The sequence below is a fragment of the Paraglaciecola algarum genome (assembly GCF_021532655.1).
Taxonomy (GTDB): Bacteria; Pseudomonadota; Gammaproteobacteria; order Enterobacterales; family Alteromonadaceae; genus Paraglaciecola; species Paraglaciecola algarum.
In genome coordinates, this window is sequence record NZ_JAKGAS010000004.1 from 416,280 (window position 1) to 433,065 (window position 16,786).

Here is a 16,786-nt window from a genome sequence, read left to right on the forward strand (position 1 = left end):
GGAGAATACGATGAAAAACCTAATAGTGTGTTGTGATGGAACTTGGAATGATGAAAAAAATAAAGATGATGGAGTAGCCGCCCCCACAAATGTAAGAAAGATATTCGAAGCTGCACTTGATAATGATCCAACTAAACAACAAACACGTTACCAATCAGGTGTTGGGACTGAGGGCATACTGGATAAAGCTATTGGCGGAATGTTAGGTGTCGGCATTAGTGAAGATATCCGTGATTGTTATCAATGGATATCAGACAAATATACTGCAGGAGACAGGATCTACCTATTCGGCTTCTCTCGCGGCGCTTTTACAGCTAGAAGCCTTGCCGGAATGATAGGAAAATTAGGACTTATAGATTTCGATAAAAACGCAGGGACTTCCCGCTCAAAGCTTGTTGAAAAAGCGTATGTAGAGGGCTACAGAAACGGCCAAGACTTGTCAGATAATATACACTTTCACAATAACTCAAATGCCATTCACTTTATTGGCGTGTTTGATACAGTTGGTGCACTAGGAATACCTGATGACAAACAAATTTTAGATCTGTTCGACTCCCCGACTAAATACCGTTTCCATGATACAAAACTTAGTAATGACGTTAAAAAAGCTCGCCATGCTGTAGCATTGGATGAACGCAGAGGAAGTTTCACCCCCACATTATGGGAGAACGTAGAGTCCCATAATGATGCCAAGCAATTATGGTTTCCTGGCGTACATTCAGATATTGGCGGAGGCTATAAGGAAACGGGGCTATCAGATTGCACATTAAAGTGGATGACAACAGAAGCACAAGAAGCACAATTACTGTTTAATGAATCATTAATAGACCAAATAACCCCAGATGAAAAAGGGTTGTTGCATGATTCCTACACAGGTGCGATGAAAGTCCTTCGCACGGCTCCTAGGAATATCCCGCAAGTAACTTTTAATTCTTCTCAAATAGGTTTATCCAATTACGCTAAAAGCAGAATAGAAAATCCCCCAATACATCAAGGAAAGTACCTAAATACTCGTGATTTTCAAAACGACCAAGTTACAGTTGACGTATACGCTATTCATCGCTGGTATTGGACTGGGATTTACCTCGAGCCGGGTTACAAATATATAGCTACAGCAACAGGAGAGTGGTTAGACAACTCTATTCCATGCGCCCCCAGTGGAACGACTGATGGGCGCTTTCACCTTGGAGAAATCGTACACTTAGCAGGAAACTTAGTGGCTAAAGGTGAATCATTATGGAAAAATTTAACCAAAAACGAACGCGCTGACTTTTTTGGAACTAAAAGAGTCGAACATGCAGATTGGTTTGAGCTTGTTGGAGCCGTTGCCAACAATGGAAACCCAAACAAAGACGGAACCCATGCGCAATTAGAAACCATTGTTTTAGGCGCAGAGAAAACTTTTGAGGTAACGAAACCTGGTTACCTCTATTGTTTTGCAAATGACGCTTGGGGATTTTATCAAAACAATAGAGGCTATGTGACACTAGAACTTGCTAGGCAAGCTAAATGACACAGTAAAAGGTCGTGCAGAGTTTTAATTAAGGTGCCCTGCTTAATAAAAGCAGAGCACATTCGGAGCTGCTTACCTGGAGTGCACATATTTCGTTTAACCCAAGTGCTTTTCATTGAAGCACTGGCTTGAGGGCACTACATACTTATAAGCAGCGGACTAAGTCAAATTGAGTAACTCATGATATATAGAATATTTTTAAGCAGCTTTTACTGACCTGCTTGCAGGTGTTTAAGGTCTTAGATCTTCATTCAAAACTAGCTCTATGTTTCTATCCCAAGTATCATTAGCAGCAACAAATAAAAATAATAAACTCGAACTAAAAGACGCTTTAAAATTATGACTCCCACACCTCAACACACACCTATGATGCATGAGTGCGTGACCACTGAAATATAAGAATTATTTTAATAACAGATGAAAAACCTACACTTAAAGCTATACTTTTTTATTGGATTCTATTGAATTAAATTGAGCTGATTTACTACTTCTTGTAAGACTAAGAATCTATTCAACCAGATGTAACCGTTTATTCTTCATATTTATAGGTAGTGATGTCAATCCCGCCTCACCATACTTATAGTGAAAATAATTCGCTACTTTACTTTCATGAGTTGATAACAAAATTTGCATGTCTGGAAATTCGTAACGCATCAATTGAACAAAAGAGGCCATGTTAACTTCATCCATTGTCTGCACAGGGTCATCAATCATTAGAGTCTTAAGATTTGAAGGGTAAACTTTATTCATAGCCAACATAAATGAAATAACAACGCCAGCGAGTTGCCCTGAACTCATTGTATTCCAAGCGTCGTGGCTATCATTAGGTGTAGCACTAAACTGCATAAACCCTTTGGCATTATCTGTTTCAGGGGTAATTAAAAAGATCCCGCTTCCCTCAGGTCTAGATTGTAAAATTTTAGAACTGTAAACAAACAGCGGTATTGCAATATGCTTTGCTACATCTTTTTCATAGGCTTTAATTTCTTTTTTGAATACAGTACTAATGTTACTTATTTCATTCCGCTTATTTTGTAACTTATATACTTTTGCTTTCAAACTAGCTAGGTTTACTTCCTTAGCTTTATACAACGTAGAATTTTGTTGGACCAACAATTTAGAGAGTAATAACAAATCCTTACTTATATCACTCGAATCAATTGCTAAGTGGTTATTGTCATCAAAAGCCACATCAAGCGCTTTCAAGTCTTGAACAAAAGATAAGTAAGCTTTGGGTACTTCTTCTAAAATAGTTTTTTTATGGCTATTGATATATGTAATTAGCTGTTCTCTAGCTTCACTGTAGTTTTGATTAACCTCAAGTAAAGAATTATCAGCGAAGCCTGAACACCCTTCAATATTTAAGGCTAACCAATTTTTAGTTTTTACCATACTTTCAAAATCAGTTTCCTCTATCTTTTTATTCTCTTTTAATGAATTTAAATCAAAATTTAAATATTTATCATACTTTTGGTTGTACCTTCTCATTTTTACAACCAAAGGAGCCACAAGGTCATTTACAAGCCTTTTAGTAACAGCCGCTAATAGTTTTCCATTATCACCTAACTGGCCTGAAAAGAGCTTTGTTTGGGCGTCATATTCATCAAGTAAAACTTGCCATTCTGATTTTAAATCACCACAGAATGGGCAAGGTATAGTTTGATGCTCTTGAAGTGCGTCATGGTTAAGGTGCTCTTTGAAATGAGATAGCAGGTTTTCACGGTTTTCATCAATCTTAATTAATAAAGAGCTTAATGAACCACTTACCTTTGATAAATTATCAAAGGTAGTTATGTCTCTTGTAAATTCGCTATATCTAGTAGCAAAGGCTTCATTATATTTATTTAAAATATCTTTGGTGAGAGTGTTAGGTTCCTCATCAAACAGCTTAATCAATTCAGTATAAATACCAGCTTTCTTACTTGCCTTTCTCCAAACTAAATAATGCTTATCTAACTTCTTAATTTCCTCATAATTAGCAACTACTCCAACTTTTAGATAATTATCAAGCTGGGTTATGCGCTCAGTAGTTATTTTATGCAAAAGATAATTGAACTTTAAACTTTCAAAATCAGAATGATTTTTTAAAATCCAATCAACGCCCTCTAAATTATTTTTATAGGCTTCGAGTTGCTCAACAGTGTTAGTTGATAAATCAGAAAAAATAGGGAGTTTTCCACTTCCAGCATGAGTTTCGTCATCACTTTCTTGAATTGATGGTTTAGATAACTCGGCTAATTCTGCACCTTCTTTTTCAATTAGATGAGTATAAGTATCAATTTTTTCTTTTAATTTAGCCGACAACAAGTCTAATTTTTGAGATTTTTGTGTTTCTTCTATTGTGCCAAATAAGTGGCTTACGTGTTGATGACGCTTAATTTCATCAAGTTTTAGAAAATGACACGTTTCTTCTTGTTGGATATAATTGAACAAGGTGAATGTTGTATCTAGCTTTCTATTTCTTAATAGCCTTTTTAACCCATCTTCATCCAGTTTTTTATTAATAAGCTTGGGCGTAACAGCTTCATCTTGCCATGCATTCACTTCAAAACGCTCAATAGCATGCTTATATTTTGATACTTTGCCCGCTTCACCTGAAATATTGGCGGGTATATGAATACAAATAACTAATAAGGTTTCAGCCCCCTCCAATAGCTCTAAATGAATGTTAGTTGGCTTAGTATTACGTCCTTTAAGAATATGATCCTTTTTAGTTTTAGAGTCGGTATGCTTAACTCGAGATATTTCACCAGTAAAACACAACTCAACAGCGTCAAATACAGTTGTCTTTCCAAAACCGTTTGGCCCATCAAAAAGTACCAAGTCATTACCAGTGAAATCAAACTCCACAGGGTCAATAAAAGACTTGAAATTTTCTATTCGCATCCTTCCTAATTTAATCACCAGTTTCTTCCCCAATGACCGCAGACAACCATCCATCTAGATTATTTACATCAAGCCCTAATAACTTCTCACACTCTAAAAGTTGCTCTTCAGTTAACTTTTTATCTATCTTTTGCTGTAAAACGTCTTGATTAGACCCGCTAACTAATAAAGCTAAAAATGGCAGTTTTTCATAAAGTTTAGCGATAAATGAATATTCAATGCCTTTATCAGTGAGCCCAAATAGGTTTGGTCCAGTAAACTCATTAAACCGTTCGATATCAGATATCAAATTCTGAATATAAGTAATATAACTATTTTTATGTTCAGCGAAACAACTCGATACAATCTGAAGCTCTTTCTCCGGTAATATTAAAACTTGCTTTTTGAAGAAGTAAGGGTCTTCTTCGATTGAAATAGCTTGGTTGATAACATTGTTTTTTACCCTATCGTCATGAGAGGTAAAAATAATCAAAGTTGCATTTTTATCAAATGAAGATGATATTTTTACGTCTTGACTACTTATTGGCTTAAAATTCTCTGCGTTACTTTTAATTAATGAGGTTATTTTTATTTGAATGTCACTATTAACATAAGGCAATAACCTTTCAGGTAAGTGGATATATACGAAATAATCACCTTGTAACTTTTGGCCAATATATAGAAAAGTAGAACAATCATGATCTTCAACATTGTATTCTGACTTTATCAAAGAAAAATTAGATTCTAGGAAAATTCGTTCCATCAAGTTATCAAATAACTTATCCATTAATTTCTCCTAACGCTTTACGACAATCCATGAAGCTAACTTGCTTTTTTTGAGTGATTTTATCTGATTTTTTTACTGCTGAGGTTGGTTGTTCATAACTTTCGACTTCAGTTATCTTTTCTATGCCTGCTGGAATTACATCTTTAGCGTCGGTTGAACTAACGACAATGTAATCAACATTTGGATGAATAAACGATTGGTTCCCATAGTTGTCGGCCAACCCTTTCCTAGCTATATCAATCTGGATGTTTTTTCGCCTTTCATTTATAGAACTGAAGTCAATACAACTCGGCTGAAATTCAAAAGTGTCATTTTTGCATTCAAGCGTTAATTTTCCTGATGACTTGCTCACATCTTGAATAAAATCTAGAAAAACACTTTTGATTTTTTGAGGTTCTGATATCTCCTCATAAAACTCACGAATGTTGATACTTCTAGTCGCGTGAGGATATATTTGTTGTAAAAAACTCACACAATCGCTAGGAAAATAATTGTCGATAATATTTATCCGGACAAACTCTAATCTAGCAATGTAGTGCTCGTATTTCTCGATGTCATCGTCAGAAGTCGAGTTTTTAATATCTTCATAGAGTTCATCAAGCTGTTCTCTATAGGCTTTTTCAAAGTTTTCTCGACAAACTAAATTCCAATAAGCATCATCTTGATCTCTGTAGCTTCTTTTTAACTGTTGTACAATTTCTTTAAAATAAATGCTTGGCTTAGTCCGTTGCAAGTAAGGAATATGATTATCACGCTTACCTCTAATGTGCTGATGTCTTCTAACTATGTTTTGATCTATCAATGCACATAACGCCGTTTTATATAATTTAACGTCAAGTTCTGAAAAAGTTGTGTCTGGGTGCAATAACGTTAGAAGATTAACAATTTTTTTTTCTAACTCGGAGTTAAGCATCTCATCGGATAATGCTAAATTGTAAGTTTTAGGATTATCAAAGCTAAGGAATATTTGTTGGCAAGAAAGGCTTTTTGGCTCGGACAAATTGGAAACAAAATGACTTGGTATGCCGGGAATTTGGGGAATATTGACTAAAGGAGCTTCAACTTTATCTGCAGTGTGAAAATAGGTAATTGAAGTGCTAAATGCTTTATGTGACAACAATTCAAAATCACTAAAGCACGTAATAATATTGTCACGATATTTAACATCTACAGATTGAACGTTAACTTTCCAGTTACTATCTAATAAACCACTATCATCAACAAGTCTATGAGTTGTTATTGCTGTTTTAAGTTTAGTTTGTTCAGCTGCAACATCACCTTTTTTTTTGCTTGTAAATTTAAAATACTTAAATATATCAGTATCTGATAACACGCCATTCTTTCGATACAAAATGGTCGAGATTGCTTCTAGATGGTCGTTAAACTTATTTTCACCTTTATGTTTAACCTGGTGAAGAGATAGATAGTTTTCATTCTTTTTAATGGCAAAATCTTCAATCCATTCATACTCAATATGATGTTCATCTAGAAACACATCAAAAGAAGGTAAGTCGATTCCCGCCTGCGCTTCTTTTAGAATATTTACCAAGCAAACATAAAGCCCAATTTTACCCTGGTAATTGTACCCATTCCAAGAAGGTGTCGCGTCATGCAATACACTTTTAGTAATAAGCGTCATTTAAAATCCTTTTAATTCGCTGCAATAATTGCCCAATCTTAAGTCCATTTTCATACTTAGAATTGCCCATAAGTGCTGTTACCAGCACCTTGATAGTTGGCATAAACATGTTGATAAACAGACAGGTTTAAATCGGCCAATTCATCGTCAGGGTAAGGAGCCTGAGGTAACCAGTCTAAACTATCTTTGATCATGGTTTTTACTTGTGAGCTAACTTGTGTGCTTTCACGCCATCGGTCTACTTTCAGCTTTTCTGCTTTAAGTTTTTCTAGCGTTTCTTTTGCTACTTTCTTTACTTCTTTTTCGTCAGATGCCGTTAATGCTGGCTTTTTAAGCAGGTCGTAAATGGCTAAAGTCTCTTCATCTAAACCTTCGCGCATAGCTCTATCTTGCTCTGGGGATAAGTCATTTTCCATAAAGTCATTTAAGTCATCAAAAGCCTTTTGCACAGCTTGAATGTCTTTACCTGCGTTATATTCGGCAATTATCTCTTTGTATTTTTCATAAAATTCAAGGCGAATAGGGTTTTCTCGTACCATTCTTTCGAGTTGCTTTTCTATCGCTTCTTGTAAGTCAAAAACAACGGCATTCTTTTGTTCAGATTTAGCGAAGGCTTGTCTCAACTTATCAAAATCCAAATTACCTAAATCGACATAATCATCTTCACGAACTTGATGCTTGATTGTGCTAACACTCATGCTGACTTCTTGTTGAAGCTTGCGCATTACTGAAGAGATATCCGCAGATTTTGTTTTTTGATTAAGTTGGCTATAAATGGCTTCAACCGCGTTATAACGAGGAATAAATTGCTTCACAATCTCTTCAGGGTATAGCGCTTTGTATTTACGCATTACCTCACGAGCAGCCACTTCAAATTGAGTTCGGGTAGTTTCATTTAAGCTTACAGCATTGGCCGCTTTGCCCAATGAAGTTAAACGCTCCATAGCGGTTTTAGCGTTAACAAGGTCATCAAGATTAAAGTCAACTTCTGATAAAAAGTTAGCAACAGCAAGAATGGCTGCGTTAAGTTCATCTGCCATTTCCTCTAGTTTTTCAACTGGGTTGGTTGGCTTTTCTTCGCCACCATTACCTTTACCACCAGGTGAAGTAGGTTTACCCCCTTCACCATACACTGAATAAGCTTTTTCTAATTGCTTATACACATTGCCGTAATCAACAATTAAGCCGTTCTCTTTTTCATCGTCATATACTCGGTTGGCACGAGCAATGGTTTGCATCAAGGTATGGCCTTGAATAGGCTTATCTAGGTAAACAGTAGATACACAGGGGGCATCAAAACCAGTGATCCACATGGCGCAAACAATAGCTAAACGGAATGGGTTGTCTTCATCTTTAAACTCAGTTTCAAGGTCACGCTCTGCCATCTTCTGGCGATGGGTTTCTATATCTAAACCAAGGTTTTTAAACTTTTTAACTTCGTTTTGCTCACTGCTGACTACAACGCAAACTTCGGTTTCTTCAACACGAGCTAAATGTTTTTTAATAGTAAGCTCTTCTTGCTGATCGCTTGCATTTTCAATGCGCTGTTTTAACTCTTTAATATACTCAGGCCAATACCCCATTACTAATTCATACATTCGAACAGCGGTAGGTTTATCAAGGGCCACAAACATCGCTTTACCTTGATAACCACGGTCATTAAAGTGCCACACTAAGTCTTTGGCAATTTTATCTAGGCGATCATCTGACGTAAGGATTGGATAGTCTCTAGCAAACTCTCTTCTAAGCTTAGCTATTTGGTCGGTATCTAAATCTTCATTGTTGATGATTTCAGCCATGCGCTGGTCTAAATCTGGGTTTTCTATATCGAGCTTTTCACCGCGATTTAAATAACGCAGTGGCAGGGTTGCACCATCATCCATCGCTCGTTTGAAGTCATAAACCGAAACATAACCACCGAAGATCTTTTTAGTCAATTCAACTTCATCGTCGATTAACGGTGTGCCGGTACATCCAAGGAAAGACGCATGAGGAATGGCTTTAAAACGCATGTTTTGTGCGTATGTTCCGCCTTGCGTTCTATGTGCTTCGTCTGAAATAACAATAATGTTATCTCTATCAGTGATCTTCGGATATTCGGTTTCTTTTTTCTTATCAATGGCAAACTTATGAATAAGCGTAAACACATAGCGATGATTTTCACTCAATAATTCACGTAAATGGGTTCGTGATTTAGCTCGCATATTTTCTTCGGTTAGTGCGCCACAACCAGTAAAGGTGTCATACAGCTGATTTTCTAATTCAGTACGATCAACCACAATTAAGAAGGTGTAGCTTTTGCCAAATTTGCGTAATATTTTTTGGCAAATAAACACCATAGAATATGACTTGCCTGAGCCTTGAGTGTGCCAAAAAACGCCTAGCTTACCTTTTAAATCATTAATGTTTTTGGCTTTATTGACCACTTTGTTTACACCAATAAATTGGTGGTTTTTCGCCATTATTTTTACAACATCATCGCCTTCACCATCGAACAGTAAAAAGTTCTCAAATAAATCGAGTAACCGATGCTTTTCACAGGTGCCACGTAAAATAGTGTCTAGGCTGACTTCACCTTTATCGTCTTCTTCAATACGCTTCCATTCAAGAAAGAACTTATAAGGGCTAGTGACTGTACCTACGCGGGAGTCTGTACCATTACTTAAAATGATAAAGGCATTGCTGTGCAGTACTTCTTCAATGGTATCTTTATAATCGGTTAGGTTATCTTCATAGGCATTTCGCAAATCGGTGTGATGGGCTTTAAGTTCAAAAAACACCAGCGGAATACCATTCACAAAGCCAATAATATCTGGGCGACGATTATACAGCTTACCAACTACTTCAAATTGTCTAACAGCGAGAAAGTGGTTTTTGGTTGGCTCGTTAAAGTTGAAAACCTTAAGGCGTTTCTTTTGCAGTTTTCCTTTATCGTCCTGATAGCTAACTTGCACACCTTTAGTTAATAGCTCATGTTTGGCCTTATTAATTGCACCTAAGCTTTTATCAGCTTCAACTTGGGTAATTTGGTCAATGGCATTTTGATAAGCCGTATCAGGTAGTTTAGGGTTTAACTTAACAAGCGCTTTTTTGAGGTAGCGAATGAGTATGATTTCTGATTTATTGGCTCGGCCAAGCAAGCCGTCACTACGGTCGCTTTGAGTCGATAGAATTTCATTATGCCAAGCAGTCTCAACCTGCCATTGCAGGTCGAGCAATACTTCTTCACTGGCTGCTTCAACTAAACCATCTTCAGAATACTCATAACTCATTTATTGATACTCCATTCAATACGCTTTATTAACTTCTCTATTTAAACTAGAGCGCTTGTTATTATTTCTTTGTTTTTACCAATTAGGCTGTTGCCATTTTATCTTCTCGCACTTCTATCCGCTCTAGCATAGCTTCCGGCAATTCTACTTGTTCTATATCGATCATGCCTGTCATTAATCTTGGCAGGAGAATATCTCTGGCTTCTTTTAATAGCTTCACTTGCTTTGCTAATACTGATGTTTGCTTAGTCGAATTTTCGCTAAAGGTATGAAACTCATCTAAAAGCGATTCGCTTGGAAAGTTAACTTCTTGGAACTTTAAGAAAGCCGTCCAGTTATAATTTACAATATTGCTTGCACTTCTAATCTCAAATACTTCAGAAGCTTTTATCTTTCGTAAGAATCTCAAAAAGTAGAAAAGATAATGTCCAACTTCCGTTGAAATCGGTCTAGCTAGCTTACAAAAGCTTGCACACATTACATCTTCATTAAATAGCGACAAAAGCTCCTCTGTCATCAAGACTGTTTTAGCAACTCCTTCGTTTTGACTTCCGCCCGATACTTCAAAGATTATATCTCCAGGAGCTAGTTTTCTTGATGCTAGATTTGACTTCTTATGCCACCTTAACGGAACATTCTGCGTCTTTCCTGTTGGTAAACCATCAAAGTCAGTACCCCTAATGACATAAGCTGATTCTGAAAACTCTTTCGAAGCTTCTTCTTCACCCCATCCACCGCCAATTTCGTGTTCAATAAAATGACCCAAATTACTCGCTGACCAACCTTCAGGTAGTCCTGTTTCTTTATCAAATATAGCGGTTTCATGGCCGGGAAATTTCATACGAACAAACCATTCTTCATAAGTGATTTGCGCCATTTCTTCTAACAACTTGATGCGTTTTAGGTTGTTTTCGATAAAGTTGTTGTAAGAATAGATAATTGCAGCAATCTTTTTCTGTAAAGGCCTTGAAGGAAATTTGAACTTACAACGGTATATTCGCTCTGGTGCTGTATGTTTAACCTTCGTACCTGTTGCACTACCAGCAATTTGATGTCGAATAATTGGGTTGTTAAATACAAGGTATAAAAAGTACTTTTCTACTTTCTCTGGCTCGATTATTTCCACTAGGCCCAGTCTTTGATTGTGTAAAAATTTATCATTGTCAGGGATTAGAGATGAACTACCTAAAAGGCCTTCACCCTGCTCTGTCATAGCAACAATCAAATCATCTTTTTTTAATAGATATTGTTCAGGATACTCTCCTGAGTAAAATCTATCTTTGTCTCCACGAGATTTAAAGCCACCAGATTCGTGGAAATTTCCTGGAGTTAGAACTATATGCTTACCTTCAGGTGAGAAAAACTCACTCTTGAATGCGAAACCATGCTTAACTCGAATCAGCTCACCTAGATTATATTCAGTCCAGCTCATAAAGCAGTACCTAATATATTATCCATTAAAGAGTTTGCCTCAGAGTTAAGATCTTCTAATTCTGTTTTTATTTGGCTAACTCTCTTCGAGTAGTTAAAATCAGAATCTATATCAATCTTATAGCCAACATAACGACCAGGCGTTAAGCTGTAATCGTTTTCTTCGACTTCATCACGGTTAACAATTTTGCATAGGCCTTCAATATTTTTGTATTGGTCGTTCGGGAAGTTCTCTCTTAGTGAATGCCAGTCTTTGATGCGTTGCTTGTAATCAATAAGCTCTTGCTTAAGAAGTTCTTTATGAGCGTTTAATGCTGCGCTTAGTGCTTTAAGTAGGCGGCTGTTAGCATCGAGTTGCTTTTTAAGCAGTTTGTTCTTTTTATTTTCTTGTTCTTTTGTCGCCTTGTCTTCGGCTGTTGAAGAAGGGCTTTCTTTAATCGCTTTCGCTTGTGCTTTACAGTCAGTTAAGGCTTTTTCAGACTGTGCTTGATATTGCTCAATTAAAGAAAAAAGCTTTTCAACGGGTAGGTTAAAGCGCTCATTCCATGTTTCACAAGTAGCAAAATCGCTGTCATCGGCAACGCTAACTTGCTCGTTTAATTCTGCGGCAATTGAGCTGAAATCAAGGTTAGGCCTAATGTTATTAGAAGCAGTGCCTGTAAAATCTTCTGCATTTGGTGCTGCTAGAATCGTTTTGCACTCTTTACGCAGTTGGTTGATTTCAAGAGCAATGTCTTTTCCTAGTGCAATAGCTTCTTGGTTATGGATGGTTTGTGCTGAGGCTATCGCGGTTTCATCACCTCGGTACGATTCCATAATGGCATTAAAATTAGTTAACTGCCCAGGTGAATAATCATTAATGGTGTTGGTGACAACTCGGAAGGTATTGCGAGCGTCGATCATTAAGATTTTGTCTTTATTTTCTTCTCGCTTACCTTTGTCTAAAAACCAGACATGACAAGGTAAAGAGCGGGTGTAGAAGAAGTTATTACCTACTGAAACAATACAATCAACCGCACCTGTTTCTACCAACTTTTGGCGAATAGCTTTTTCGGTATTGCCGGCATCTGTAGCCGAGCTTGCCATTACAAAACCCGCACGACCTTGGTCGTTTAGGTAATGATAAAAATACTGTATCCACAAATAGTTGCCGTTATCAGCTTTGGGTATGCCGACATCGTTAAATAGACGAACATCGGTTTTAACGTAATCTTTTTTCTTATCGACTTTTTTAACGTTAAATGGCGGGTTAGCCATTACAAAATCACATTGGCCAACAAGGGCGTGAGGGTCAGAATAAAAGCTGTTGGTTTCAGATACTTTACCTTCAATACCATGAATAGCTAAGTTCATTTTTGCTAAACGGGTGTTGTTTGACTTTAGCTCAGAGCCATAACATTTAACTTTGGTGTTAATAGAAACACCTTTGTTTTGTTCTTCAATAAAATGACCTGTTTGTACAAACATACCGCCTGAACCACAAGCTGGATCATGAATTATACCGTGATCGGGTTTGATCATATTGACGATAAGTTGAACGAGTGAAGGTGGCGTGAAGAATTCTCCGCCTTCTTGCGCACCGGCACCATCCATTGAGAATTTCATTAAGAAAAACTCATAAATACGTCCGAAAATATCGCCTTTAATTTTCTTCACTGAGTCTTTATTAAATACACGAATTAACTCGCGTAGTAAGTCTGCATCAAACTCTTGATAGTTTTTAGGTAATACGCCTAATAAGTCAGGATAAGCCTCTTCAATTAGCTTCATCGCATTGTTAATGGCTTCATCTAATGATTCTGACTCTGGCAGGTCTGCTAGGTAATCAAACTGTGACGCTTCTGGTAACATCATTGCACCAGCAGCTAGGAAGTCTTCCTTAGTTGGCGCACGTTTACCACGAGGACCATCAGGAATACTCGCTTCAATTTGGCCTTTTGCTTGGTCATATCGGTTTTGCGCATAACGCAGGAGGATTAAGCCAAGCACAGGATCTTTATATTCAGCGGCAGTAAGCTTCGAATTTGCACGGAGAGAATTAGCACTATCCCAAAGTTCGGTTTCTAATTGTTTGATTTCTTGTTGGTTCATGTTTATTTAATTCTCTAGCTTATTTATCAATGTTGATTTCAACTTATGTTTCAAAGAAGTCTTCATCTATTTTCTTAAGGTGTAATACCTGTTCGTCTCTGCTGCCTATGTTGTAACGCAACATGAGTTTGGCTAATTCTTTACCGTTAATAAGCACTATTCGCATACCAAGATCTTTGGCTGTTTGTATTGCGCTTGCGGTAAATTCTGATGTTGTGATGAAAATACCTTTTTGTGCCTTCTTTAAGTTAAGTGCACCAAAGAAATCACGGATATCACCAGAGCCAACATTATTGCCTTGGCCATAACGTTTAGCTTGAATATAAATTTGGTCTACGCCTAAGGGGTCTTGATCGATGACACCGTCAATGCCGTTATCACCTGTTTTACCTAGTGCATGTGCGGCTCCTTCGCCAGTACCTCCATATCCCATGGCTACAAGGAGTTCGATAAGTAGATCTTCAAAAAAGGCAGGGGGGACTTCGCGTGTACGTGATATGAGTTCTAAGGCTAATGCATCGTTAATAGTCTTGTAGGCGTCAAGTAATGCTTCGTCTGGCGTTATTTCACTAGTTGTTGATGAGTTTGTACTTTCTTGCGTATTTGCTGGCTTAGTATCATTGGTATCGTTTTTCTGTTCTTTAAATGCCACGAATTCATCAAACTGCTTTAGGTAACTATTATTGATGACAGCATTAGTGTCTTGTAGTGCTTGAATGCCTCGCTCAGTGATTACAAAATGCGCTCGCTTAGTTGCTTTTAACAATCCCGCTTTGGTGAGGTAAGTTCGTGCCCAACCTATGCGATTATCTAGAACGCTTTGTCTGCCACTGGGTAATGCTTCATTGCGCTCTTCGTCAGATAAACCAAACTTGTCTGCCAGTTGATTAATAACATTTCGAAGTTTTACTTCTTTGCCATTATTTGCTTGTACAACCTCTAAAAAAGGCCGCATAAATTCTTGATAATTGGGGATCACTAACTGTCCTTATTATTCTTTTTATCTTCAATCCAGTGTTCAATATCTTACCTTTTAATCACCAACTTCAACCTAATTAAAAGTTAAAACTTAGTCACTATTCAGCATATTATTTCATGTAAATAGTAAGGCTCAGATTGAACAATAAGAGAATATGGGAAAACTGAGGGCTATTCAATAAATGGTTGAGATAACAACAATTAATTCTCAAATTCGGCATATAGTTAAGTACCTAAAGTCTAAATCGACATTGATTTAGACTTTAGGTACTTATGCTCCGTTATTGCATTAAATAATACAGTTTTTGCAGTTGAAAGACTCCACTCAAACAAATCTCAGACCTATATCACCTCCATGCATAACCAAACAGTGATATAAGGACAAACAAATGAAACAACCTAATGTTAATGCAGACAAATACATAGCGGTTACAGCTGATAATGAAAATCAAATATTAGAAGCCGCAGCTGAAATAATGGCAACCAAATACGCTAGCGGTGAATCTTATTGCAGCGCATCAGCCAGCAAAGACTTTCTAAGGTTTAAATTAGGCCAATATGACAGAGAGGTGTTTTCTGTCATGTTGCTAAATAGCCAACATCAATTAATTGAATACACTGAGCTATTCTTCGGAACTATTAACTCAGCTAGTGTGTACCCAAGAGAGGTTGTGAAAGCAGTGCTATCTCATAATGCTGCTGCAGTCATATTTGCTCACAATCACCCTTCAGGTAAGCCTGAGCCTTCTCAAGCGGACATTCTGATTACTAAGCGCCTATCAGATGCATTAAGTCTTATAGATGTTTCTGTGCTTGATCACATTGTTGTAGGTGAAACAACTATATCAATGGCTGAAAGAGGCCTGTTGTAACTTAACGAGCATAAATCATCTTACCCACCCTGGCCTTCTTATGTTTTATCGAAGCGGGTAACCCAACAATCAAACAACCACTATTCAATAAACCACACTATTTCGACCAACGGAGGAGCCACTATGGCAGAAGTTCACGCAATTAAAGATATAAATCAAGTTACATTAATTAGTCATTTGCTAAAGGTACGGTACTCACAACAAATGTCATTAGTCTGGAATATAGGAATCAACTTGGCACTGCGAATATCTGACTTACTTTCCATAAAGTTTAGCGATATACAGCATGATCGAGTCGTTTTACGAGAATCTAAAACCGGCAAACGTGCTGAGATACAGCTTAATCCAAAAGTATTGGCACTTATCAATGAAATTAGATTGCAGTTTCCAACACATTTATACCTATTCCAATCATACCGTAATCAACAATCAATTAATTCATCACCCAGACCACTGACACGACGTGCAGTAACAAAAGCTTTTGCGTTAGTTGGTGAAGAGTTAAATATACGCTTAGGGACCCACTCAATGCGTAAAACACGTGGCTATCACCTGTATCAGAAGACTCAAGACATCACTAGGGTAATGAAGATGCTAAGACATGGCTCAGAGTCTACCACTTTGAGCTATATCGGAATTACACAGGAGGACATTGATAGGGACTTCGTTGAGTTAGAACTATAAGGGCTATTAAGCTTAAAAACTAAGGAGAATAAAATGAACATTAACAAAGCCATCGCATGTGGATTAGCAGGCAATGAATTATCAAAGCAAATAACTGGTACTTCTGATGTAAGTGCCTCTAGGACAGCTGTAGCAACGAGCTCAGGCGCTGCTCTAGGGATTATGGTGTCTGGGGCTGCAATTGGTATTGGAGTGGTTACAAGTCCTGTCACAGTACCACTAGCAGTCTCTAGTGGGCTGTTAGCTGGCATTGCAAGCTTATGTGATTGATATAAAGATGAAATGCACTTGTTTAGGCAAGTGCTATCAACTTAACATGTTATTTTTTTATCAATCGTCATTCAATTTAGTAGTAATGCCTATCAGGTACCCATATTGCTATTATGGGTACTTAGGAAGCCTTATGGAATGCGGCTCTCATTAACACCTGCCTCTTCAAGTACTCATAAGTCATCAATATCGAATATAAAGAACCTATATCAATGCCATATTGAGTTACTGGTTATATGTATTACCTGTAATTACCTTTGGTATTATAGTGTGTATTAGTTTTACCTATAGTTACCTTCGGTATTAGTAATCTGCTTTAATTAAACAGGACACTTTAATAATGGAATATAATGCAATTATTGAGGTGTTAAATGATAAAACGAA

General features: G+C 37.2%; 11 protein-coding genes. 4 read left to right on the top strand and 7 right to left on the bottom strand.

The window, feature by feature from the left end; translation table 11 throughout:
- Positions 1–10 precede the first annotated feature (10 nt).
- Positions 11–1,513 (top strand): T6SS phospholipase effector Tle1-like catalytic domain-containing protein, encoded by a 1,503-nt coding sequence (locus L0668_RS10230; protein WP_235312288.1) that lies wholly within the window; start codon positions 11–13, stop codon positions 1,511–1,513.
- 507 nt (positions 1,514–2,020) lie between these two features.
- Here the strand turns inward: L0668_RS10230 and L0668_RS10235 are convergent.
- From L0668_RS10235 to L0668_RS10265, 7 genes are all read right to left on the bottom strand, one after another.
- Positions 2,021–4,417 carry an AAA family ATPase gene (locus tag L0668_RS10235; RefSeq protein WP_235312290.1) on the bottom strand — a complete coding sequence of 799 codons (2,397 nt, stop codon included), beginning with the start codon at positions 4,415–4,417 and terminating at the stop codon, positions 2,021–2,023.
- On the bottom strand, positions 4,410–5,165 hold the full coding sequence (locus tag L0668_RS10240; RefSeq protein ID WP_235312291.1) for an ABC-three component system middle component 1: 756 nt from the start codon (positions 5,163–5,165) through the stop codon (positions 4,410–4,412). Before L0668_RS10240 ends, L0668_RS10235 begins: the two co-directional genes overlap by 8 nt.
- Positions 5,158–6,804, bottom strand: a complete 1,647-nt coding sequence (locus L0668_RS10245; RefSeq protein ID WP_235312293.1) for an ABC-three component system protein — start codon at positions 6,802–6,804, stop codon at positions 5,158–5,160. Before L0668_RS10245 ends, L0668_RS10240 begins: the two co-directional genes overlap by 8 nt.
- Before the next feature lie 56 nt (positions 6,805–6,860).
- Positions 6,861–10,076, bottom strand: a complete 3,216-nt coding sequence (locus L0668_RS10250; RefSeq protein ID WP_235312295.1) for a type I restriction endonuclease subunit R — start codon at positions 10,074–10,076, stop codon at positions 6,861–6,863.
- Between the two features lie 82 nt (positions 10,077–10,158).
- Positions 10,159–11,508, bottom strand: a complete 1,350-nt coding sequence (locus tag L0668_RS10255) for a restriction endonuclease subunit S (RefSeq protein WP_235312297.1) — start codon at positions 11,506–11,508, stop codon at positions 10,159–10,161.
- Positions 11,505–13,598: a type I restriction-modification system subunit M gene (locus tag L0668_RS10260; RefSeq protein WP_235312298.1), complete on the bottom strand. Its 2,094-nt coding sequence runs from the start codon at positions 13,596–13,598 to the stop codon at positions 11,505–11,507. The genes L0668_RS10255 and L0668_RS10260 overlap by 4 nt, the downstream gene beginning before the upstream one ends.
- A gap of 43 nt (positions 13,599–13,641) precedes the next feature.
- Positions 13,642–14,577: a restriction endonuclease gene (locus tag L0668_RS10265; protein WP_235312300.1), complete on the bottom strand. Its 936-nt coding sequence runs from the start codon at positions 14,575–14,577 to the stop codon at positions 13,642–13,644.
- A gap of 388 nt (positions 14,578–14,965) precedes the next feature.
- Here L0668_RS10265 and radC point away from each other — a divergent pair, with 388 nt between their 5' ends.
- The 3 genes from radC to L0668_RS10280 all read left to right on the top strand — a co-directional run bounded on the left by radC (position 14,966) and on the right by L0668_RS10280 (position 16,402).
- Positions 14,966–15,448, top strand: a complete 483-nt coding sequence (gene radC / locus L0668_RS10270; RefSeq protein WP_235312302.1) for a RadC family protein — start codon at positions 14,966–14,968, stop codon at positions 15,446–15,448.
- A gap of 123 nt (positions 15,449–15,571) precedes the next feature.
- Positions 15,572–16,132: a tyrosine-type recombinase/integrase gene (locus L0668_RS10275; protein ID WP_235312304.1), complete on the top strand. Its 561-nt coding sequence runs from the start codon at positions 15,572–15,574 to the stop codon at positions 16,130–16,132.
- A gap of 33 nt (positions 16,133–16,165) precedes the next feature.
- The gene (locus L0668_RS10280) at positions 16,166–16,402 is read left to right on the top strand and encodes a hypothetical protein (RefSeq protein ID WP_235312306.1); all 237 of its coding nucleotides are present in this window, start codon (positions 16,166–16,168) and stop codon (positions 16,400–16,402) included.
- The last annotated feature ends 384 nt before the right edge of the window (positions 16,403–16,786 follow it).

Coding starts and splice junctions, on each gene's coding strand:
- L0668_RS10230 (WP_235312288.1), top strand. CDS start 11: ATGAAAAACCTAATAGTGTGTTGTGATGGAACTTGGAATGATGAAAAA.
- L0668_RS10240 (WP_235312291.1), bottom strand. CDS start 5,165: ATGGATAAGTTATTTGATAACTTGATGGAACGAATTTTCCTAGAATCT.
- L0668_RS10245 (WP_235312293.1), bottom strand. CDS start 6,804: ATGACGCTTATTACTAAAAGTGTATTGCATGACGCGACACCTTCTTGG.
- L0668_RS10250 (WP_235312295.1), bottom strand. CDS start 10,076: ATGAGTTATGAGTATTCTGAAGATGGTTTAGTTGAAGCAGCCAGTGAA.
- L0668_RS10255 (WP_235312297.1), bottom strand. CDS start 11,508: ATGAGCTGGACTGAATATAATCTAGGTGAGCTGATTCGAGTTAAGCAT.
- L0668_RS10260 (WP_235312298.1), bottom strand. CDS start 13,598: ATGAACCAACAAGAAATCAAACAATTAGAAACCGAACTTTGGGATAGT.
- radC (WP_235312302.1), top strand. CDS start 14,966: ATGAAACAACCTAATGTTAATGCAGACAAATACATAGCGGTTACAGCT.
- L0668_RS10275 (WP_235312304.1), top strand. CDS start 15,572: ATGGCAGAAGTTCACGCAATTAAAGATATAAATCAAGTTACATTAATT.
- L0668_RS10280 (WP_235312306.1), top strand. CDS start 16,166: ATGAACATTAACAAAGCCATCGCATGTGGATTAGCAGGCAATGAATTA.